We start from the raw sequence: 19,971 nt of genomic DNA, 5'->3' as shown, positions 1-19,971 counted from the left end.
GAAAGGCCCGGAGGACGGATCCTCCGGGCCTTTCGGCTACTGAGTAGCGGGGACAGGATTTGAACCTGCGACCTCTGGGTTATGAGCCCAGCGAGCTACCGAGCTGCTCCACCCCGCGTCGGTGAACACAACAATACGGGGAAGTCGCCGAGATGGGAAATCGGTTCTTCGGGCGCCTCCGCCGGCGGCGCCGAGCAGGGCTCTCAGACCGCCCCGGCGGCCCGCCGCCCGCGCCGCGAGGCATGCCGGGCCGCCCGGGATCTCGCCCAGGCCGCGAAGCAGACCAGCGCCACGAAGCAGGGCACCATCAGCACTCCGTAGACCACCAGGAACCCGTCCGTCCCCAGGTCGGCCGCGGCGTTCCAGGTGCCGTGCAGCACCATCGCCAACAGCAGCCCGGCCGGCGCGGCCAGCCGGGCCAGCCAGCGCCGTCCGGTGGTCAGGGCGACGGCCAGGCCGATCCCGGTGAGCGCGGTGAACAGCGGGTGGGCGAAGGGGGAGAGCAGGGCACGCAGCACGAAGGTCTGCACGGTGCTGTCGAAGTCCCGCAGGCTGGGCCGGTCGCCCAGGCCGATGTTGTCCAGCCGGTTCCGCTGGTCGGTGGTGAAGGCCCGGCCCAGGTAGAGGACGTTCTCGACGAAGGCGAAGCCGCAGGCCGTCATCCCGCCGAGCACCACTCCGGCGGCCAGCGTGCGCGGTCGGGAGCGGCGGTGCGGGGTACCGCCGGAGAACGGGGCCGGGCACAGGTACGGCAGCGGCCGCAGGTAGGGGCGCAGCCGCAGTCGGCCCCGGGCGTGCGGTCCGGCCGGGCGGCGCTCGTACGGGCGGGGGTGCCGGGGCGCGGGCGACCGTTGCAGCAACGGCGCGCAGGGGCGCCCGGTGCGGCGGCCGTGGCAGCGCAGCCGCTGGCCGAGCGGCAGGAGCAGCACCACCAGGGCGGTGGCTTTGGCGCTCTCCTCGATCAGCGGGGTGGCGATCCCGGCGCCGAGCAGCTCACCGAGCCGGCCCGGATGCGCGGTCAGGTAGTCGGCGGTCCAGTTGTTGGCCAGGATCGCGATCGTGGTGGCCGCGCAGGCGCCCCAGCCGAGGCAGAACACGGTGTGCCGCAGCGGCACCCGGGCGGTCAGGTTGAGCCAGGCCAGGCCGCCGAGCACGAAGGGCAGCGGCACCATCGCCAGGCCCAGGCCGACCAGCAGCCCGACCGTGCCGGTCTGCCGCTGCACCAGGTGCAGGATCAGCACCCCGCAGCCGATCAGGATCAGCACGGCGGTCGCGGTGACCGAGGAGAGCGCCATCGAGCGGCCGCGACCCGGCGGTGGTTCGGACGTGCTCGTTACGGCGGGAGTGGCGGAAGCGGCGGATCCGGCCGGCGGTAACGTGCCGCCCGGCCGGGGCAGCAGCCGGTGGGCCCGGCGTCCCCGGGGCCCCGGGATGGTCCGGGTGCCGCCGGTGCGCGGGACCGTCCCCGGTACGTCGGCGGCGGCGCGTCCGGGCGTCCGGAACCCGCCGCCGGACGGGCTGCCCATGCGGCACAGGGTAGGCCACGGCAGCCGCCCGTCGGGAGGACTCGGGACGAACCGTCCGGCGGTCGCACGACCGTCCGCTCAGTCGGCCGCCGCCTGTTCGAACGGCGGCCGAGGGCTCAGCGGCGGCGGAACAGCAGGTCGTGGACCACGTGGCCCTTGGCGATCCCGGCGCGCTCGAACTTGGTGACGGGTCGCCAGTCCGGTCGCGGTGCGTAGCCGGGGATGCTGCCGTCCGGGTGGTCCGCGGGCTCCAGCCAGCCGGTGCCGTCACCCTCCGGGTGCAGGTTCTCCAGCTCCGGCGAGGCGGACAGCACGGTGAGCATCTGCTCCGCGTACGGCTCCCAGTCGGTCGCGCAGTGCACCAGGGCACCGGGGGCGAGCCGGGGCAGCACGAGGTCGAGGAAAGACGGCTGGATCAGCCGGCGCTTGTGGTGCTTGGGCTTGGGCCACGGGTCGGCGAAGTAGACCCGCAGTCCGGCCAGCGAGGCGTCCGGCAGCATGTCGCGCAGCAGGATGACGGCGTCACCGGCGGCCAGCCGGACGTTCTGCGAACCGTCGCGCTCCAGCAGGCCGAGCAGGTTGCCGTGGCCAGGGGTGTGCACGTCGGCGGCGAGGATGCCCGTCGACGGGTCGGCGGCGGCCATCGCGGCGGTGGTCTCGCCCATGCCGAAGCCGATCTCCAGGGTGACCGGCAGGCCGCCGAACAGCTCCCGCAGATCCAGCGGGCTGCCGTCGATCGGGATGCCGTACGTCTCCCAGCTGCGGTCCAGGGCGCCCGCCTGGGCGTTGGTCATCCGGCCCCGGCGCGGCTGGAAGCTGCGGATGCGACGCTCGCGGTGCTGGGCCTCGGTGGCCTTGTGCGGGTACATCGGCGCGGGGTAGGCGGCCGGCGCGGCGGACATCCGGGCGGACGGCGATTGCTGGGGGATCGGGGCGGTGGCAGTCACAATCCCCCGAGTCTACGGGGCCGTGCGGGGCACCCGTCGGGGTGTGTGACGGGGCTCATCCGCGGCCCCCAGCCGCGCGGCTCATCCGCGGCCCCAGCCGCGCGGTCCGTCCCGGCCCGGGCTGGGAGCGGCTCAGCCGCCCGCTTCCAGCGCGGCCAGCGCCCGGCGGGCCACCTCGCGGCCGATCGGCAGCGAGGCCGTCGCGGCGGGGGAGGGGGCGTTCAGCACGTGGACGGTACGGCGCGGGGAGCGCGGGTCCTCCGGGTCGAAGCCGGCGAAGGCGAAGTCGTCCAGCAGCGAGCCGTCCCGGGCCACCGCCTGGGCCCGTACCCCGGCGGTGGTCGGCACCAGGTCGGCGCCGGTCACGGCGGGCAGCAGGCGCTGGACGGCGGTGGTGAACGCCCGCTTGGACAGCGAGCGGTGCAGCTCGCCGACCTCGTAGCGCCAGTGCCGGCGCAGGATCCGCCAGGTGCCGGGGAAGGCGAGGGTGTCGGCCAGGTCGCGCGGGTGCACGGTGCGCCAGTCGTAGCCCTCGCGGGCCAGCGCGGGCACCGCGTTCGGGCCGACGTGGACGTCCCCGTGGACGCCCCGGGTGAGGTGCACGCCGAGGAAGGGGAAGGCCGGGTCGGGCACCGGGTAGACCAGGCCGCGCACCAAGTCCCGCCGTTTCTCGGCCAGTTCGTAGTACTCGCCGCGGAACGGCACGATCCGCACGCCGGGGTCGTCCCCGGCCAGCCGGGCGATCCGGTCGCTGTGCAGCCCGGCGCAGTTCACCAGCACCCGGGCGCGCAGCTCCCCGTCGGTGGTGCCGACCGTCACGCCGTCCCTCCGCCTGGCCACCGTCCGCACCTCGGTGCCGGGCCGAAGCTCGGCGCCCGCCTCCCGGGCCAGCCGGGCGTACGTCGTCGCGACGGCCGGGAAGTCGCAGATGCCGGTCGTCCCGACGTGCAGTCCGGCCAGGCCGCTGACCTCCGGCTCGTGCCGGGCGATCCCGGCCCGGTCCAGCTCGGTCACCGGGATGCCGTTCGCCCGCCCCCGCTCGGCCAGCGCGGACAGCCGGGGCAGCTCGGCGGCGTCGGTGGCCACGATCAGTTTGCCGGTCACCTCGTACGGGATGCCGTGCTCGCGGCAGAACGCCACCAGCTCGGCGGCGCCCGCGACGGCGAACCGGGCCTTGTACGAACCGGGGCGGTAGTAGACGCCGCTGTGGATCACCCCGCTGTTGCGCCCGGTCTGGTGGGCCGCGAAGCCGGGCTCCTTCTCCAGGACGGCGATCCGCAGACCGGGGTCGGCCAGGGTCAGCGCATGGGCCGTGGCCAGCCCGACGATCCCGCCGCCCACGACCACGACATCGAACTCGCCCGCCACTTCGCGCTCCTGCCTGCCGCCCGGCCCCGTCTGCCGCCGATGCTGCCACGGGGACGGGTGGGGGTCGAGAGCGCGTCGTGCCGTCGGGCGGAGCCGCTTCCCCGCACGCCGGTCGGCCCGTGAAGGCTCCGCCGCGCGGCTGCGTGGTCCCCGTCCGTTCGCGTGGTGACGCGCCGGGTGCCCGGCACGCCGGCCTCGCGCGTCACCCGCCGTCCCCCGTCGGCTACGCCTCCCAGGGCCACCCGGCGTTCGTCCCCGCCTCCAGCAGCGGGATCAGCCGGAAGGCCGCGTCGCTCAGGCCGCCGAAGGTGTGCCGGTTGGCGCCGCCGCTGGGGCCGTGGCCCCGGGCGTAGCCCGCCAGGTTCCAGGTGTAGACCGGGACGTCGGCCGGGATCGCGGAGAGCGGATCGCTGCCCCGGTAGCCGGAGCCGGTCTGCTCGTCGGTGACGATGACCACCCGGTCGTGGCCCCGGTAGTGGCTGCGGACGGCCTGGGCGGTGTTGGTGCCGCCGAGGCTGCTGAAACGATCCAGCACCCGCAGTACCGCCTCGCCGCGGCCGACCTCGATCACCTGGCTGGTGGTGCCGAACTCGACCAGGTCGGCCTCGGCCGCCCGGACCTTCAGCGCGGTGCCGAAGATCGCCGCCGAGTCCGCCCGGTTGAGCTGGGTCTGGGCGCTGGGCCGGTCGAACATCGAGCCGGAGCGGTCGACCAGGATCAGCGTGCGGCCGGGCAGCTCGGGCACGTTGGCGAGCGAGTGACCGAGTGCCGTCTCCAGCGCGTGCCCCCACCGCAGCGAGGGCGCGTGCCGGTAGGCGGCCAGGTAGCGGAACGGGAACTGGCGCGAGCGCCGTACCTCGCCCGGATCGGAGATCCGCCGGGCCACCCCGGCCGCGACCGCGTCCGACACCCCGGCCTTGTCGAAGTTGCGCAGGTTCCGCACCAGCGCCATCGGGCCCATGGAGGGGATGATCGCCTCCCAGACCGCGGCGTCCAGCGGGCCCTGCAGCCAGCCGGCCAGCGCCTCCCAGGTCAGCCCGGCGGCGGCCAGCCGCTCGGCGCCGTCCTCGGCGGTCACGGCCGCCCGGCGCTCCTCGACCGGCAGCGCGAGCAGCTCGCGGTTGGCGGTCAGCAGCGGGACGGCCGCGGGCGGGACGGCCTCCTCCGGCCGGTGCCGGCGGTCCAGCGCGTAGCCGAACAGCGCGCCCTGCCAGGGCTTGTCCGGGTCCGGCGTCGGGTGGGTCAACTCCAGGACGTCGCCGAAGCGGTACCCCTTGGCCGCGGTGTCGTACTTGAGCAGCGAGCGCGCGTCGTACAGCCGCCGCACCGCGTCCGCGACGCCGCGCTTGAGCGGCTTGGGCAGCGCCCGGCCGTAGCGGGAGGTCCAGTACGCGAGCAGCTCGCCGGGCTCGTCGGCGCGCCGCAGCACGGCGTCGACGGCCTGCCGGGAGCAGCCGTGGGCGCCCGCGTCCAGCCGGGCCCGGGTGAACTCGGCGGCGCCGACCAGCGCGGCGGTGCGCATCTGCGCCCCGTACCGCAGCCAGCGCAGCAGCCCGAGGGTCCACTCCGGGTCGGCGACGGCGAGTTCGCGCACCAGCGCGGTGTAGCGGTCGTCGCGGTCGCCGCCGCGCTCGTAGAAGGTGTCCTGGCCGACCATGTTGGCGATCGACAAGAGGAAGAGTTCGGACTTGCGGTCCCGGACGTAGCCGACGCCGCCCTCGTGGGTGCGGCCGCGCTGCCCGGTCGTGGTCACCGGCGAGCTCGGACCCGCCTTGGCCTTACGGACGTTGAACCTGGACATGCAACAGCCCCCCTCGGTCTGTTGGTGGTGTCGACGGGAGGGAGGCATGACGCGGTGAGGGGTGCCCGAGATCATGTCGGCCGTTGGACGGCCGACATCGGCGGAGGTATATGCCTTGTGCTCTACCGAATTGAGCTAGCGGCCGCACTCACGCACGGCACGCCCGGGACTTGAACCCGGAACCGCAAGATCCGAAGTAACCCCCGCCTGCGCACCGGGCACTCCGAAGCGCGATGCCTCCCGAGATCAGGTCGGCGGCGGTGTTTCGCGGGCTCGAACCGCTGCACCGGAATACCGGCGCCTACCAGAAGTAACCGCTGCCGTCGCACCGGGAGGTGCGGAATTCTATTCACGTTTAGGTGTCCAGAGTTCGATTTCAGCTGAGGTGACAAAGCTGCTCTACCGACTGAGCTACACCGGCCCGAAGCCGATGACGGGACTCGAACCCGCGACCCGCCCATTAGGAGTGGAAGTAACCTCTGCCTGCGCACCTGGACGAGAGAGACCTTAGCGAGGTCCTCTCGCAGGTGCATCCCGTTTATCGTCAGGTCCCGCGGTTCACGTGGGAGCTCCCGGGATTCACGCCGGAGCGACGATCACCGCCCGCGCCCGCTCCGTCAACTCCCGCACCCGGCGTTCACCCTGGAAGGGCTCCAGTCGACGCAGCATTTCCACCACGTACTCCCGGCTGCGCTGCGAGGAGATCCGGCCGGCCACCTCGACGGCGCGCTCGCCGGCGGCGACCGCGGCGTCCAGGTTGCCCGCCTCCGCCTCGGCCATCGCCGAGACCACCAGCCGCAGGCCGTGCGAGCGGACGAAGCCCTCGGTGGGCTTGGCCAGCGCCTCGCGGGTGAACTGCCGGACCTTGGAGGGCACGCCGAGGTCGCGGAAGCACTCGGCGGCGTCGGCGGCGAGCCGGTCGTAGGCGTAGAAGTCGATCCAGGCCGGATCGGGGTCCCCGGCGCGCGCTCGTTCGAGTGCGCTCTCCGCGGCGCCGAGCGCCGTCGCACACGCCGCCGCATTGCGGGCCTTGGCCTGGGCCCGTGCCTCCACCAGGTGGAAGAAGCTCATGGTTCGGGCGGTGGCCAGGCCCCGGTTGCGCTCCAGCGCGGCCTGGGAGAGGTCGACGGCCTCCTCGGCGAAGCCCCGGTAGCCGGCCTGCAGGCTCATCGAGGCGAGCACGTACCCGCCGAGCGGCACGTCGGCGGCGGCCCGGGCGAGTCGCAGGGCCTGGATGTAGTAGCGCTGCGCGGCCTCGTGCTGCCCGGTATCGAAGGCCATCCACCCGGCCAGCCTGGTCAGTTCGGCCGTCGCGCCGAACAGCGCCCGGCCGACCGCGTCGCTGTACGAGGCCAGCAGCAGCGGCGCCGCCTCCACCCGCAGGCACTCCGGCACCATCGACGAACGCCAGTCCCCGCCACCGTACTTGGAGTCCCAGCGGCGGGCCTCCTGGGCGGCCTCGCGGAGCTTGGCGGCGTCCGACTGGCCGACCCGGTAGGAGGAGCTCTCGCTCGGCGAGCGCGGCACCTCCCGCGCCACCGAGCCGTCCGCCGGGTTGATCAGCCAGCGGGAGACGGGCGTCGCGTACGCGGCGACCGAGAAGGTGCCGGCCAGGCTGTCGCTCCAGCGGCCCCCGCCGGGCCCCCGGCGCAGGTCGAGGTCGACCCGGAACAGGTCGGTGGCGGAGCGGACCGCGTCGGCGACGTCGCGCGGGAAGGCCAGGCCGAGTTCGGGCGCCGGGTCGGTGTCGCCCAGGCCGATCTCCTCCAGCGGGACGGGCCGGCCGAGCTTGCCGCCGATCGCGGTGGCGATCAGGTGCGGGACCGGCCCCTGCGGGACCATGCCCTTGCCGACCCAGCGGGCCACCGAGGTTTTGTCGTAGCGCAGCGTCAACCCGCGTTGCGCGCCGAGGTCGTTGACCCTGCGGGCGAGTCCGGCGTTGCTGATCTGGGCGAGGGTCAGGAGCGTGCCGAGCCGTTCGTTCGGTCCTCGTGGGCTGACGGTCATGGTGGCGGCGGCACCTCCTGCGGCCTTGTGCGCGGGGCCCGGGCGGCACCGGGCCGTAGCTGCTGCACCTAGAGTAGTCGGACGCGTTCCGACGGTTAAGAGGCCGCATTCCGGATGGCGGGATCGCACACCCGGCGGCGCCGCGCCGGGCCCTCGCGGGGGTTGGTCCGGACCACCCGGAGCGGATCGGACGCGCCGCGCGCCGGAGCGCCGTGCTCCGGTCCCGTGTTCACGTGCGCCCGGCCGTGCCCCCTGGCCCGACCGGCTGCTCGGCGATTCGCTGGTGGTCGTGGGTCGGCCCGCCGTCGAGGACCCGGCGGGCCGGGGGACGCCGCCGCCTCAATCCCCGCGGGCGGCGGCTGAGTCCGGGAGGGCATGCGGATGCCCTCCCGGGCTGGGCAACGCCTTTCGGCCATCTCGCGATGCCCATGCCAAAGGCGCCCCGGGCGGTCCGGGCCGGGGAGGGGGAGGCCCGGCCCGCTCGAATCCACTCCGCTGGAACGTCCGTTCAGTACTTCTCCGCATCCCTCGCCGAAGTCGCCGCCGAAGGCGTTGCCGAAGCCCGCGTCGCGACCTGCGCCGGACTCCGTGTCGAACTTCGTGTCGAACTCCGTGTCGAAGCCCACCCCGAAGCGCGCGCCGAAACAGAAGCGGAACCGACACCACCGGCCCCGGCAGCGCCCGGTGGTGGCACGATGTCTCCAGACGGCGCGCCGGACCCGAGGGCACGCCCGGACGCGCGTGCCGGCCGCCACGGCACCTCACCCGGCCGCCCGCCCGGCGCCGGACGCGCCGCGCGAGTGCAGGTCCTCGTCCGGTGGAGGCGCGATGCGGTGGCTGACGGGCTGGAGCACGGGCGCGCCCCGAGCGGGCACGCCCGCGCACGAGGCCCTCGCCACGGTGGCGCCGATCGCCGCGCGTCCCCTGTGGACCGGCCCCAACCCGCTCTGGGCCGTGGGCGACTGGCGGCCCGAGGAGATCCGCCTGGTCTCCCTCCGCCCCGGCGCCCCCGCCGCGGTCAGCACCGGCCCGAACGCCCCCGACCCCGGCGAGGACACCCCCGCCACCAGCCGGCTCGCCGTCCTCGGCCACTGCGGCGCCACCGACGCCGAACTCGCCGCCGGCCTCGCCGCCGCCCGCGGCGGCGCCGTCCGCCACCTGACCGCCTGGCCCGGCAGCTACACCGTCGTGCTGCGGGCCGGCACCAGCTCCACCCTGCTGCTCACCGACCTGGCCGGCGCCCAGCCCGTCTTCCACACCCCCTGGGCCGGCGGCACCGCGTACGCCACCGCCGCCCTCCCGCTCGCCGACCTGGTCGGCGCCCCGCTGGACACCGGCCACCTCGCCGCCCGGCTCGCCTGCCCGGAATCGCCCGAGGCGCTCGGCACCGGCACGCCGTACCTGGGCGTCCAGCGGGTGCCGCCCGGCCATGTGCTCGCCATCCGCGGCGGCCGCCCGTACCTCGATGCGTACGACGAACCGCCCGGTGCCGAGCAGCCGCGCGACGAGGCGCCCGCCATCCGCGAACTCACCCGCGCCCTGCTGGAATCCGTCCGCTCCCGGGTCCGCACCACCGCGCCGGCCGCCGAGGCCGCCGGGCGCGCCCGGCTCGGCGTCGACCTCTCGTACGGCACCGCCTCCGCCACCGTCGCCCTGCTCGCCGCCGCCGTACCGCTGCCGCCGGTGCCGTCCGCGGCCGCCGCCCCGGTGGTGCCCGCCGGAGCCTGGACCGGCGGGGCCAGGGCGGGTGGGGCCAGGACCGGCGCGGTCAAGGGCTCCTGGGCCCGGTCCGCCGCGCAGGGACCCTCCGCCCCCGAGCAGCTGGCCGCCGTCACGCTCGGCGAGACCGAACCGCCCGCCACCCTCGCGCTGGCCCCCGACACCCCGCGGCTGCGGCACACAGTGCTCGGCCCCGGCCCCGACACTCTCCCGTACGCCGGGCTGCGCGCCGATCCGCAGTCCGGCCGGCTCACCGACGAGCCAGGCCCCGAACTCATCGCCGCCGCCCGCGCCGAGGCCCGCTTCGACGCGGGCGGCACCGACCACCTCACCGGCTACGGCGCCCGCCAGGTACTCGACGGCCACCCGGCCCGGCTTGCCGACCTGATCCGGGCCGGCCGGCCCCGCGAACTCCTGCCCCCGGTCGCCGCACTGGCCGGCGCCGACCGGGTCGCCGCGGGCGTGCTGGCCGGCGCGCTGCGCACCCCGCTCACCGTGGTCCGGGCCGCCCACCGGCTCTCCAGGGTCCGCTACGCCGAGGCGCTGGACGAGGCGGCCGCCAAGCTGACCGCCCGCCACGTCCCGGACGGCGGCGGCACGGCGGGCGACCGCTCGGCCGTCGATCTCGCCTGGTGCGTGCCCGGCCCGGCCGCCCGCTGGCTCTCCGACGAGGCGCTCTCCTCGGTGGCCCTGCGGCTCCGCCTGGCGGCGCGCAAACCAGCGCCCGAGGAACACCCCGGCGCGTACCGCGCCCGGCACGCCCTTTACCGGCAGGCACGCTCCTACCGCACGCTCGTGCACGCCGCCGAACAGCCCGGCCAGCGGCTGCACGCGCCCTTCCTCGACAACCAGGTGGTCCGCGCCGCCCGGCTGCTCCCCGACGACGTCCGCCTCCAACCCGGCGCCCGGCACGCCCTCCTGCACGCCGTCCTCGCCGGCGCCGGCCGCACCGACCTGCCCCCCGACTGGGGCCGCGGCCCCCGCCCCGACCGCACCGCTCCAGCCCGGGCGGGCCTGCGACTCGCCGCCGACGGCCTCGCCGAACTCTTCGACGCCCCGCTCCTCGCCGAGGCAGGCCTCATCGACCTCCCCGCCGTCCGTGCCGGCCTCGCCCACTCCGCCGACCCTGCCGCCCCCCTCTCCCCGGCCGTCCTCGCCGGCCTCGCCGACCTCGTCTCCACCGAACTCTGGCTCCGCCGCCTCCGCGCCCGCCGCCACGGTGCCTGCTGGACCGGCCTCCCCCACCCCCACCTCCCAGCCCTCACCCCCTGACCCTCGGCACCCCGGGCCGGACACGCCCCCACCTGCCGCTGCCCGACGCGCCGAGGGCAGGTTCGACCGGGGCCCCGCCCTGGCGCCTGGGCGCCGCGGAGCGCACGGCGCCACCGGGGCACCCCCACCGCCGTCCGGCGCGGCTGTCCCTGCCCGCCGCGCGGGGCAGGTGATGATGGCGGGGCTGTGAGTCCACGGTGAGGGGAGTGTGTGGTGGCCGGTGTGCGCCCGGGACAGGACGTTCCCGTTGTGCTGTCGGTGCTCGGGCGGCCGCCGACGGGGCGGCCGCCCGGGGTGCTGGCGGCGTGCGACGGGTCGGACGGGTCGCTGTGGGCGCTGGACCGGGCGATGACGGAAGCGGAGCTGTTCGGGCTGCCGCTGTACGTGCTGGCCGTGGTGAACCCGGCGCCGGCCGGGTACCCGCCGGGGATGGCGGAGCTGGTGCAGGAGAGCGTGGAGACGCTGGTCGAGAGCATGGCGGACGGGCTGCGCCGGGCGGTGGCCACCGTGCTGCGGCAGCGGGTGCGGCCGTTCACGGGGGAGATGTCGCTGCACGTGGTGCTGGGCAATGCGATCGCGGTGCTGTTGGAGGCGTCGAGCCGGCAGCACACGCTGGTGCTCGGCACCCGGGGCAACGGCGGGTTCGCCCGGCTGCTGCTCGGCTCGGTGAGTTCGGCGGCCGTGCACCACGCGGCCTGCCCGGTGCTGGTGGTCCCGGCGCCCGTGGAGGCCTGACCAGCGGGAACGGCCCCGGGTGTCGGGAATGTGCCGAGATGGTTCATCGTTCATCCATCTCGTACGCCCGACCCAAGACGCCCTCTGGAGCCCCCGAAATGAAGGTCGAGATCTGGTCCGACATCGCCTGCCCCTGGTGCTACATCGGTAAGCGCCGCTTCGAGCAGGCCCTGGCGGACTTCCCGGGCAAGGAGGCCGTCGAGGTCGTCTACCGCCCGTACCAGCTGGTCCCGGACGCGCCGGCGACGGCGAGCCCGCACCGCGCCTGGCTGGCCGAGCGGTACGGCCCGCAGTCGGTGGCGATGGACGCGCGGGTGGCCGAGCTGGGCCTCGCCGAGGGCATCACGTACGACTTCGACGCCGCCCTGCACGCCAACACCTTCCTTGGCCACCGCCTGCTGCACCTCGCCGAGACCGAGTACGGCGCCGAGGCCCAGGGCCGTCTGAAGGAGGCCCTGCTGAAGGCGCACTTCACCGACGGCGTGGACGTCGGCGACCGCGCCGCGCTGACGGACGTCGCCGTGGCGGCGGGCCTGGACCGCGAGCGGGTGGCCGCCTACCTGGCGGGCGACGAGGGCTCCGCCGAGGTGACCGCCCAGCTGGCCGAGGCCCGTGAGCTGGGCATCACCGCCGTGCCGACCTTCGTGTTCGAGGGCAAGTGGGCGGTCCAGGGCGGCCAGGAGGCCGAGACCTTCCGCAAGGTGCTGGAGCAGGTCGCCGCCGAGATCGGCGAGCACCGCCCCGCCCCGGTGCAGGTCGCCCCGGCCGGGGAGGCCTGCGCGGACGGATCCTGCGCGATCTGAGCGATCTGAGCGACCTGAGCGATCAGAGCGTTCTCAGCGATCCGAGCGATCTGATCGGATCCGAGCGATCCGGGCGATCCGGGAAAGGACGCCCTCCGAGGCCCGTTCCAAGAGCTGTCAGATGCTCCCGGAACGGGCCTCGGCCCGCGCCAGGGGTGTCAGGAGCACCTGAAGCGCGCCTCGGCCCAGTCCGCGAGGTTCAGCGCCGACCAGATCCCGTGCACCGGCGTGACCCCCAGCTTGATCGACTTCTGCCCGGCCAGCGGCACGTGCACCGGCACAGGGTCGTCCCCGGCGGCGAGCGCGCGGGAGCTCCACAGGGTGCGACCGTCGCCGCCCTGGACGGAGAACACCACCCCGCCCGGGGTGAGCGTGGCGTCGTCCACCCCGGCGACGGCGTCGAAGGACGTGCAGCCGCGGTTGAGGTCGATCAGCGTGGTCGCCGGGGCGTGCACGGTGATGGCGTGCGGCAGGTACTCGCCGCCGATCCACGCGCCGTCGCGCTGCCAGAACTTGTCGCTGCCCTTCTGCCGGATGCTCGGTCCCTCCGGCGGCACCCGGTTGCCGCCCGGTTCGACCACGGGCAGCGAGTCGCCCCAGAAGTCGGTGGCCGCGGGCGGCGAGGGCGGGGTCACGGTCGGGGTGGGCACCGGCGGCAGGGTCGGCGTCGGGACGACCGGCACCTCCGGCGTCGGCACCGGGGGCAGGGTCGGCGTCGGGACGACCGGTGCCGGGACGGTCGGCTCGGGGGCCGGCGCGCTGCCGGCCGCGGGCGGCCGGCTCTTCGGCGCCGGGGTGACCGTCGGGGCCTGGCTCTGCCGGGGCGACGGTGTCGGCTTCGGGCTGGCGCTGGGGCTCGGCGGCGACGGTTGCTCCAGGGCCGGGGCGGCACTGCTGGGCGCCGGGGCCGGGGCCGGGGCGGGTGCCGCGGGCGCGGGCGCGGGCTGTTCCGGGGCGGAGGTGGCCGGCGCGGAGGTGGCCGGGGGAGTGGCCGCCGCGGGCCTCGGTTCGGGCGAGCCGGTCAGTGCGTACGCGGCGACGGCGGCCGCGGCCACCGCCACGGCGGCGGCGATCCCGGCCTTGGCGGCGGCGCCCAGGCCCTCGCCGGCCGCGGCACCCACCGCACCCCCTCCGGAAGCACCGGAAGCACCGGAAGCGCCCGAGGCACCCACGGCGCCGGCCGCACCCGCCGCACCCGCCGCCCCGCCCGACGATCCGGCGGAGGCCGCGGCCGTGCCGGCCGCCGCCGCACCGCCGACTGCGGCGGCACCGCCCACGGCGGCCGCGGCGGCGCTGAACCCGCCGACCCCGACCCAGACCAGCACGCCGCCGGGCAGCAGCGCGCGCAGGCCGGTGTTGATCTCGGTCAGTTCCAGGCAGGCCGCCGTGCAGCGGTCGCACTCCCTGAGGTGGCGCCCGACTTCCGCCGAGGCTCGCTTGCGCAGCGAGCCGCGCGCGTACGCCCCGAGCCTGTTGGCGTACGCCTCGCACGTGCTGTCCTGGCTTCCCGAGACGTGCGCCTGCAGGAAGCCGGCGGCCAGCCGGTCGCGGGCCCGGTGGGCCTGGACGGCGGTGGCGTTGGCGGTCTTGCCGAGCATCACCGCGACGCTCTTCGGCGACTCCCGCTCGACCTCGGTGTGCCAGAGCACCACCCGGTCGTCCTCGGGGAGTTCGGCGTAGGCCTGCATGACCATGCGCTGGTCGGCCATCGCCATCGCCCAGGCGTCGGCGCCCGGGTCGGCCAGGTCGAGGTCGACCACGGCGGCCGAGCTCTGGGCGAACACGCTGAAGTCGTCGACGAGTTGCTCGCGTCGTTCGCTGCGGGTCCAGGCGGCGGCGACGTTGCGCACGGCCGTCAGCAGGTAGGCGCGGACGGCGAACTCCGGGCCCTTGCCCGCCTTGAGTGCCTGCAGGGTGCGGGCGAAGACCTCGCCCGCGAGGTCCTCGGCGGTGAAGCTGTCCCGGCAGCAGGTCCGCGCGTAGCGGCGCACCGAGTCGACGTGCCGGCGGTAGATCTCTTCGTACGCGGTGTCGTCGCCGGCCCGTACCCGGGCGGTCAACTCGGCGTCGGAGGGTGGGCGCTCGCCGTCCACCGGGTCGGCGGGGGCGGGCACGGTCGGACGGGCCGGGCGGCCGTCGCCGACGAACGCCTCGGGGGCGACGCCGCCCAGGCCTGCCGGGGCCTGGCCGGGCACCCGGCCGGGCGGCAGCGCGGCGGCCGAGGCGGAGAGCGATTCGCGGCTGGGCATCCCGGCCTGGTCGGGGACGTGTCCGGCACCCGAACCCGCTGCGGGGCCCGGCACTTGGGTGGCGCCGGTGCCACCGGGGCCCGCGACGGACCCTTCGGCGGTACTACCGGAGAGGCCCCCGAAGTCGAGGCCGTACCCGTAGTCGTTCTGTTCCTCGGCGCTCACAACGGACCCCAGATTCCACGACAGCCCCCGTAGTGTGGCAGGGCAGGCGGGAGTGCGTAGGCGCACGGTTCCCCGGCGTACGGCGCCGACGGCGCGCGAAGGGCGCGCATCGGGACATTGGCTCCAACCACGGGCAAAGGATGGCATAGCGCAGGGAAGGGTGGTAGCGGGACCGGCCGGTACCCACTCTTCCGAGGGGCCGTCGCGGGTGCGTTCGCCCAGCGTGCGGCATAGGGCCGCGCGACGCCCGCACCCGGCGCGCGTGCCCTGTCCGCGCGCCGGTGTGCTGTCCAACTCCCGTACCCGCCGGGCGCGTCGACCGTGCCCGGTCCGACGCGTCCACCGTGTCCCCGTCCGCCGGGGTCGGGCCGCGAGGGGTGTCAGTGAGCCCGCAGTCCGTCCAGCAGGATCCGCAACAGCCGGTCCGACGGCCCGGACGCCGGTTGACCGTCCGTCTGCGGAGCGACCGCCGTGAAGCCGGCCGCCGTCGGCGCCGAAACCGAGGGGCGCGCCGCGTGCACCGGCACCGAGGCCGTCAGCACCAGCACCACGTCCGACACCGTGACGCCCGGCCGCAGTTCACCCGCCGCACCGGCCCGCGCCACCAGGGCGGCCAGCAGTTGCAGCAGCAGTCGGGGATCGGCGTCCGCCGCCGAGGGCTCGACCGCCGCACCGGAGCGCGCCTCCTCGCCGCGCAGGTCGAAGCGGACGGCCACCGGCGCCTCCAACGCCCGCTGCTCGGCCACCCGGCCCAGCTCCTCCGCGTACCGGAACGCCTCCGGCGGCAGCAGCCGCCCGGCCCCGGTGCTCACCGCCCGGGCCAGGTACCCGGCCAGCGCCTCCCAGGCACCGTCGCCGCCGTACAGCGACTCCCGCGCCTGCGCGGTCAGCCAGGCCACCTCCTCGGCGGCGATCCGCTGGACCAGCACCTCCTTGCTCGGGAAGCGCCGGTAGACCGTGCCGACCCCGACCCCGGCCCGGCGCGCCACCTCCTCCATCGGCGCGCCGTAGCCGAACTCGCCGAACACCTCCCGGGCCGCCCGCAGCACGCTCTCCAGGTTCCGCCGGGCGTCCACCCGCAGGCGGGCCCCGGGCACCGGCGCGGCGGCCGGCTGCGGCTCCGCCCGGTACGGGACGGCCGAGTACGACACCCCGCCCTGAGGCGGCAGGTCCACCGGGCCGCGCTGCTCCGGCACCATGCCCTGTCCGGTGTGCGGTACGCCCGGCCGGCCCAATACCTGCTCCTGTTCCATCATCCCAACTCTCCCCCGCAGGCGTCCGAATCCGGACCCTGTCGTCGCCCGCCCCTGCACCCCCCGGTGCAGCTCAGCCCGTCAGAAATGACCCGATGAACCATCGTTCGTGCCGCCCGTCCCGTTCCGGTGACCACGGTCGTGCCGCCGGGCCGCCCTCACGTCCGGCCCGGCGCGTCGGCACCGTCCGGGGCCCTGTCCGGGAACTAACCTTCCCCGGATGACTGTCCCCCAGTCGGGTTCTCACGCCAACGCTGGAACTGGCCGTAGTGGCCGCTCCACGGTGCGTCGCCGCCGATTGTCATGGCGGTGGCCGCTCCGGCACACAATCCGACCATAGTTCACGGCTCTTCGCGGCCGAAAGTGCGTCAGAAAGTCGTCCGGCAAGCACAACCGGCCACGACCGTCACTTCCGTCGCAACCCGCCCCGTACGGACTGTGGACAAGACCACCCCGGCCGGTCCTTCATAGGGGGGCGTCATGGGGGACACCCCCGGCCGCGCGGCCGGGACGAAACGTCACATCGGCAGGAGGTGCACCATCAGGATCCTGATCGCCGGCGGCGGCTGCGCAGGAACGGCCACCGCACTCCACCTCCAGCGCGGCCTACGGGAACGGCTGCGACGCGGCGAGGTCGAGATCACCGTCGTCGAGCCCCAGGCCTACTTCACCTACCACCCGCTGCTGGCCGAGGTCGCGGCCGGCTCGATCGACCCGCGGCACATCGTCGTCCCGCTGCGCCGGGCCCTGCCGGACTGCCGGGTGCTCACCGCCCGGATCACCCGGATCGAACACGCCGCCCGCCGCGCCCTGGCCGACGCCGCGGGCCCCGGCGAGACCCCCGCGCCGATCGAACTCCCCTACGACGTCCTGGTGGTGGCCCCCGGCTCGGTCTCCCGGACCGCCCCCGTACCCGGGCTGGCCGAGCACGGACTCGGCTTCTCCACCGTCGGCGAGGCGGTCGGCCTGCGCAACCACGTGCTGGAACAGCTCGACCTCGCCTCCGCCACCCGCGACCCGGCGCTGCGCCAGTCCGCGCTCACCTTCGTCTTCGTCGGCGCCGGCTACGCGGGCGTCGGCGCGCTCGCCGAACTGGAGGACATGGCCCGCACCGCCGTCCGGGACTACCACAACGTCCGCGCCGAGGACCTGCGCTGGGTGCTGGTCGAGGCGACCGACCGGATCCTCGCCGAGGAGTCGCCCGAACTCGCCGAGCACGCCCTCGGCCAGCTGCGCGAACGCGGCGTCGACATCCGGCTGCGCACCACCCTGGAGTCCGCCGTCGGCCAGGTCGCCGCGCTCTCCGACGGCAGCCGCTTCGGCGCCCGCACCCTGGTCTGGACGGCGGGCGTACGGCCCTCCCCGCTGCTGCGCGACACCGACCTGCCGCTGGACACCCTCGGCCGGGTCCGCTGCCTGGCCACCCTGCAGGCCGTCGGCCCGGACGGGCGCGCCCTGCCAGGCGTCTGGGCGGCCGGGGACTGCGCCGCCGTACCCGACCCCGACGCGGGCGGTGCCCCCTGCGCGCCCAACGCCCAGCACGCCTTCGCCCAGGCCGAGCTGCTCGCCCGCAACATCGCGGTGGCCCTGGACGGCGGACCGCACGCACCGGGCCTCGCCGAGTACCGGCCGGGCCCCGCCGCCTGCTCGACCTCGCTGGGCCTGGGCCGGGCCGTCGCCCACACCCGGCGCGGCGGCCGGCTCACCGGACGGCGGGCCTGGTGGCTGCACCGGGCCCGGCACCTGCGCCGGCTGCCGAGCACCGAGCGCCGGGTGAGGGTGCTGATGGACTGGGTGCTGGGCGGGGTGTTCTCCCGCGAAGTGGTCTCCCTCGGCGCGATGGAGCACCCGCGTTCGGTCTTCGAGGAGGGTTTCGACTCCGGGCCCGGCCGACCGCCCGGCGCAGGGCCGGAAGCGCCCCGATGAACCGTCCCGCTGCCTCGATGAGCCGGGTTCCTGCCTCGACGGGGGATTTCGCGACCTCGGTGCGACGACTGATCCGACGGCCACGCCGGGCGCGCGACTTCCGGAATCGGCCCTCCGCCTGACAGGATCAGCCCGACCTGGTCATTACCCCGTGTGCTTATGTGCGCACAAAAAGTGATGATATGCCTGGAAAACGAGGAAGCGGCCGTCGTTTGAACCTCATGCGCTGGAGCGCCCGGCTCACCGGAGTCCCCTGGCGTGCCGCCCCACCCCACGGGACCGGCACCGACGAGGGCACGCCCTCCACCGACGGCGTCGTCGTGCCCAGCCCCCGCGACCCGACCAGCCCCGCCACCACTGCCGAACTCCTCGACCCGCACAAACCCCAGAACCTGCGCGAGGTCCTCAACCGGATCCCCGCCCCGGTCGCCGTCACCTACGGCCCGCTCCACCAGCTCGGCTACGCCAACCGCGCCTACCGCGAACTCTTCGGCGACCGCCCCACCGGCCTCCCCGCCGTCGAGGCCCTCCCCGAACTCGGCACCATGGGCGTCCTGCCCCTGATGGACCAGGTCATCCGCGGCGGCCGCCCGCGCAGCGTCAAGGCCCGCTGCATCCTCGGCCTCACCGGCAACCGCTACTACAACGTCTCCTGCGTCCCGCTCGGCCCCGGCGACACCGGCGACACCCTCACCGAGGGCCCGCCCGCCGGAGTCCTCATCTTCGCCGCCGAGGTCACCGACCAGGTCCTCGCCGCCGCCCGCCTGCGCGAAGCCGAACGCCGCCAGCGCGAAGCCGCCGTCACCCTCCAGCGCAGCCTGCTGCCGCAGAAGCTCGACCAGCCGGCCGACCTGCGGGTCGCCGCCACCTATCAACCGGGCGGCGCCGAGGCCGCCGTCGGGGGCGACTGGTACGACGTCATCGCCGTCGGCGGCGGCCGCACCGCCCTCGTCATCGGCGACGTCATGGGCCGCGGCCTGCGGGCGGCCGCCGTGATGGGCCAGCTGCGCACCGCCGTCCGCGCCTACGCCCGCCTCGACCTGCCCCCGCACGAGGTGATGCGCCTGCTCGACGGCCTCGCCATGGAGATCGACGCCAACCAGATCGCCACCTGCACCTACGCCGTCTGGGACCCACAGCGCCGCACCCTCTCCTACGCCTCGGCCGGCCACCTCCCGATGCTGCTGCGCTGCCCGGACGGAACCATCCTGCGCAGCGAGGAACAGAACGGTCCCCCGCTCGGCACCGGCGACGGCTCGCACGTCTCCCACACCCTCCGGCTGCTCCCCGGCACGACCGGTGTCCTCTATACGGACGGCCTGGTCGAGCGCCGGGACGAGGACATCGACCAGGGCCTGGACCTGCTGGCCCGCACCCTCACCGGTGCGATCGGCGCCCCCGAGGTGATCTGCGCCCGCCTCCTCCGGGCGATGGGCGTGACCTCGGAGCACGACGACGACGTCGCCGTCCTGGCCTTCCACCTGCCGGCGGAAGAGGACGTTGAGAATCCGGTTGCGGAGCTTGACTCGGCCACTCCAGACGTCTAGTGTTCTTCGAGCTGCCTGGCAGGGAGCACCGGACACGCATCTGCGCGGACGGTCCCGAGGCGGCCAATCCTCTGAAACACCACTTCCGGTTCGTGCCGGTCGTTTTCGCGTTCTCGCGGTGCGGCTCGATGCTTATTCGGCGTGCGCGTTTTATCGGATTGCGGCCGATTCGCTTTTCGGAGCGGGGATCGGCTAGAGTTTGAAACGTCGGACGGGGCGTCAAACCCCGGAAGACACCGGCGAGTTGGATGAACGAAGCCCCGGAAACGGAGCGGAAAACGTCTGATAAGCTGGAAACACGAAAGAACGAAGCGCCCGGAGGGCCCGCTGGAAGGCGGTCCGAAGGAAGCGTCCGTTCCTTGAGAACTCAACAGCGTGCCAAAAGTCAACGCCAGATATGTTGACATCCCCGGCCCCGATCGTCTGATCGGGGTTGGAGATTCCTTTTGAAATAACACTAGCGAGGACGCAGTGCGCGGGGCCGCCTTATTCCGGTGGTTGCCGTGCCGCTCAACGCGGGTGTGGACCCGCAGCTTTTAATTAAGCGCAGCCGGGTAAACATTCACGGAGAGTTTGATCCTGGCTCAGGACGAACGCTGGCGGCGTGCTTAACACATGCAAGTCGAACGGTGAAGCCCTTCGGGGTGGATCAG

General features: G+C 74.9%; 11 protein-coding genes, 1 tRNA gene, 1 rRNA gene and 1 pseudogene. 6 read left to right on the top strand and 8 right to left on the bottom strand.

Going from position 1 to position 19,971, the window contains the following annotated elements; all coding sequences use genetic code 11:
• Window positions 1–44 precede the first annotated feature (44 nt).
• From ACZ3UD_RS04470 to ACZ3UD_RS04445, 6 genes are all read right to left on the bottom strand, one after another.
• Window positions 45–118: transfer RNA gene (locus ACZ3UD_RS04470), tRNA-Met, on the bottom strand.
• An 85-nt stretch (window positions 119–203) separates the two neighbouring features.
• Window positions 204–1,526, bottom strand: coding sequence for a PrsW family intramembrane metalloprotease (locus ACZ3UD_RS04465; protein ID WP_465582104.1), 1,323 nt, complete (start codon window positions 1,524–1,526; stop codon window positions 204–206).
• Between the two features lie 116 nt (window positions 1,527–1,642).
• Complete coding sequence (gene trmB, locus ACZ3UD_RS04460) at window positions 1,643–2,473, bottom strand: tRNA (guanosine(46)-N7)-methyltransferase TrmB (protein WP_465582102.1); 831 nt, start codon at window positions 2,471–2,473, stop codon at window positions 1,643–1,645.
• Between the two features lie 132 nt (window positions 2,474–2,605).
• Complete coding sequence (lhgO, locus tag ACZ3UD_RS04455) at window positions 2,606–3,841, bottom strand: L-2-hydroxyglutarate oxidase (RefSeq protein ID WP_465582100.1); 1,236 nt, start codon at window positions 3,839–3,841, stop codon at window positions 2,606–2,608.
• 223 nt (window positions 3,842–4,064) lie between these two features.
• Window positions 4,065–5,642 carry a TROVE domain-containing protein gene (locus tag ACZ3UD_RS04450; RefSeq protein ID WP_465582098.1) on the bottom strand — a complete coding sequence of 526 codons (1,578 nt, stop codon included), beginning with the start codon at window positions 5,640–5,642 and terminating at the stop codon, window positions 4,065–4,067.
• Window positions 5,643–6,221: 579 nt separating this feature from the next.
• Window positions 6,222–7,649: an MFS transporter gene (locus ACZ3UD_RS04445; protein WP_465582096.1), complete on the bottom strand. Its 1,428-nt coding sequence runs from the start codon at window positions 7,647–7,649 to the stop codon at window positions 6,222–6,224.
• Window positions 7,650–8,477: 828 nt separating this feature from the next.
• On the opposite strand from ACZ3UD_RS04445, the gene ACZ3UD_RS04440 reads away from it, so the two are divergent.
• The 3 genes from ACZ3UD_RS04440 (at window position 8,478) to ACZ3UD_RS04430 (ending at window position 12,178) form a co-directional block, all read left to right on the top strand.
• Window positions 8,478–10,640 carry an asparagine synthase-related protein gene (locus ACZ3UD_RS04440; RefSeq protein ID WP_465582094.1) on the top strand — a complete coding sequence of 721 codons (2,163 nt, stop codon included), beginning with the start codon at window positions 8,478–8,480 and terminating at the stop codon, window positions 10,638–10,640.
• 249 nt (window positions 10,641–10,889) lie between these two features.
• A complete protein-coding gene (locus tag ACZ3UD_RS04435) occupies window positions 10,890–11,375 on the top strand; it encodes a universal stress protein (protein WP_465582092.1) in 486 nt (161 codons plus the stop codon).
• Between the two features lie 98 nt (window positions 11,376–11,473).
• On the top strand, window positions 11,474–12,178 hold the full coding sequence (locus tag ACZ3UD_RS04430) for a DsbA family oxidoreductase (RefSeq protein WP_465582090.1): 705 nt from the start codon (window positions 11,474–11,476) through the stop codon (window positions 12,176–12,178).
• A gap of 158 nt (window positions 12,179–12,336) precedes the next feature.
• Here the strand turns inward: ACZ3UD_RS04430 and ACZ3UD_RS04425 are convergent, their stop codons facing one another.
• The gene (locus ACZ3UD_RS04425) at window positions 12,337–14,592 is read right to left on the bottom strand and encodes a sigma-70 family RNA polymerase sigma factor (RefSeq protein ID WP_465582089.1); all 2,256 of its coding nucleotides are present in this window, start codon (window positions 14,590–14,592) and stop codon (window positions 12,337–12,339) included.
• A gap of 380 nt (window positions 14,593–14,972) precedes the next feature.
• Complete coding sequence (locus ACZ3UD_RS04420) at window positions 14,973–15,848, bottom strand: TetR/AcrR family transcriptional regulator (RefSeq protein WP_465582087.1); 876 nt, start codon at window positions 15,846–15,848, stop codon at window positions 14,973–14,975.
• A gap of 477 nt (window positions 15,849–16,325) precedes the next feature.
• Here ACZ3UD_RS04420 and ACZ3UD_RS04415 point away from each other — a divergent pair, with 477 nt between their 5' ends.
• From ACZ3UD_RS04415 to ACZ3UD_RS04405, 3 genes and pseudogenes are all read left to right on the top strand, one after another.
• A complete protein-coding gene (locus ACZ3UD_RS04415) occupies window positions 16,326–17,771 on the top strand; it encodes an NAD(P)/FAD-dependent oxidoreductase (protein ID WP_465582085.1) in 1,446 nt (481 codons plus the stop codon).
• Between the two features lie 212 nt (window positions 17,772–17,983).
• Window positions 17,984–19,261, top strand: a pseudogene (locus ACZ3UD_RS04410) (SpoIIE family protein phosphatase); the annotation flags it as partial.
• Between the two features lie 618 nt (window positions 19,262–19,879).
• A 16S ribosomal RNA gene (locus ACZ3UD_RS04405) occupies window positions 19,880–19,971 on the top strand; the annotation flags it as partial.

Source organism: Kitasatospora sp. NPDC023118 (assembly GCF_055560875.1).
The sequence above is the reverse complement of the archived record's forward strand: the minus strand, read 5'-3'. Positions and strand labels throughout refer to the sequence as shown.

Coding starts and splice junctions, on each gene's coding strand:
- ACZ3UD_RS04465 (WP_465582104.1), bottom strand. CDS start 1,526: ATGGGCAGCCCGTCCGGCGGCGGGTTCCGGACGCCCGGACGCGCCGCC.
- ACZ3UD_RS04450 (WP_465582098.1), bottom strand. CDS start 5,642: ATGTCCAGGTTCAACGTCCGTAAGGCCAAGGCGGGTCCGAGCTCGCCG.
- ACZ3UD_RS04445 (WP_465582096.1), bottom strand. CDS start 7,649: ATGACCGTCAGCCCACGAGGACCGAACGAACGGCTCGGCACGCTCCTG.
- ACZ3UD_RS04440 (WP_465582094.1), top strand. CDS start 8,478: ATGCGGTGGCTGACGGGCTGGAGCACGGGCGCGCCCCGAGCGGGCACG.
- ACZ3UD_RS04430 (WP_465582090.1), top strand. CDS start 11,474: ATGAAGGTCGAGATCTGGTCCGACATCGCCTGCCCCTGGTGCTACATC.
- ACZ3UD_RS04420 (WP_465582087.1), bottom strand. CDS start 15,848: ATGATGGAACAGGAGCAGGTATTGGGCCGGCCGGGCGTACCGCACACC.
- ACZ3UD_RS04415 (WP_465582085.1), top strand. CDS start 16,326: ATGGGGGACACCCCCGGCCGCGCGGCCGGGACGAAACGTCACATCGGC.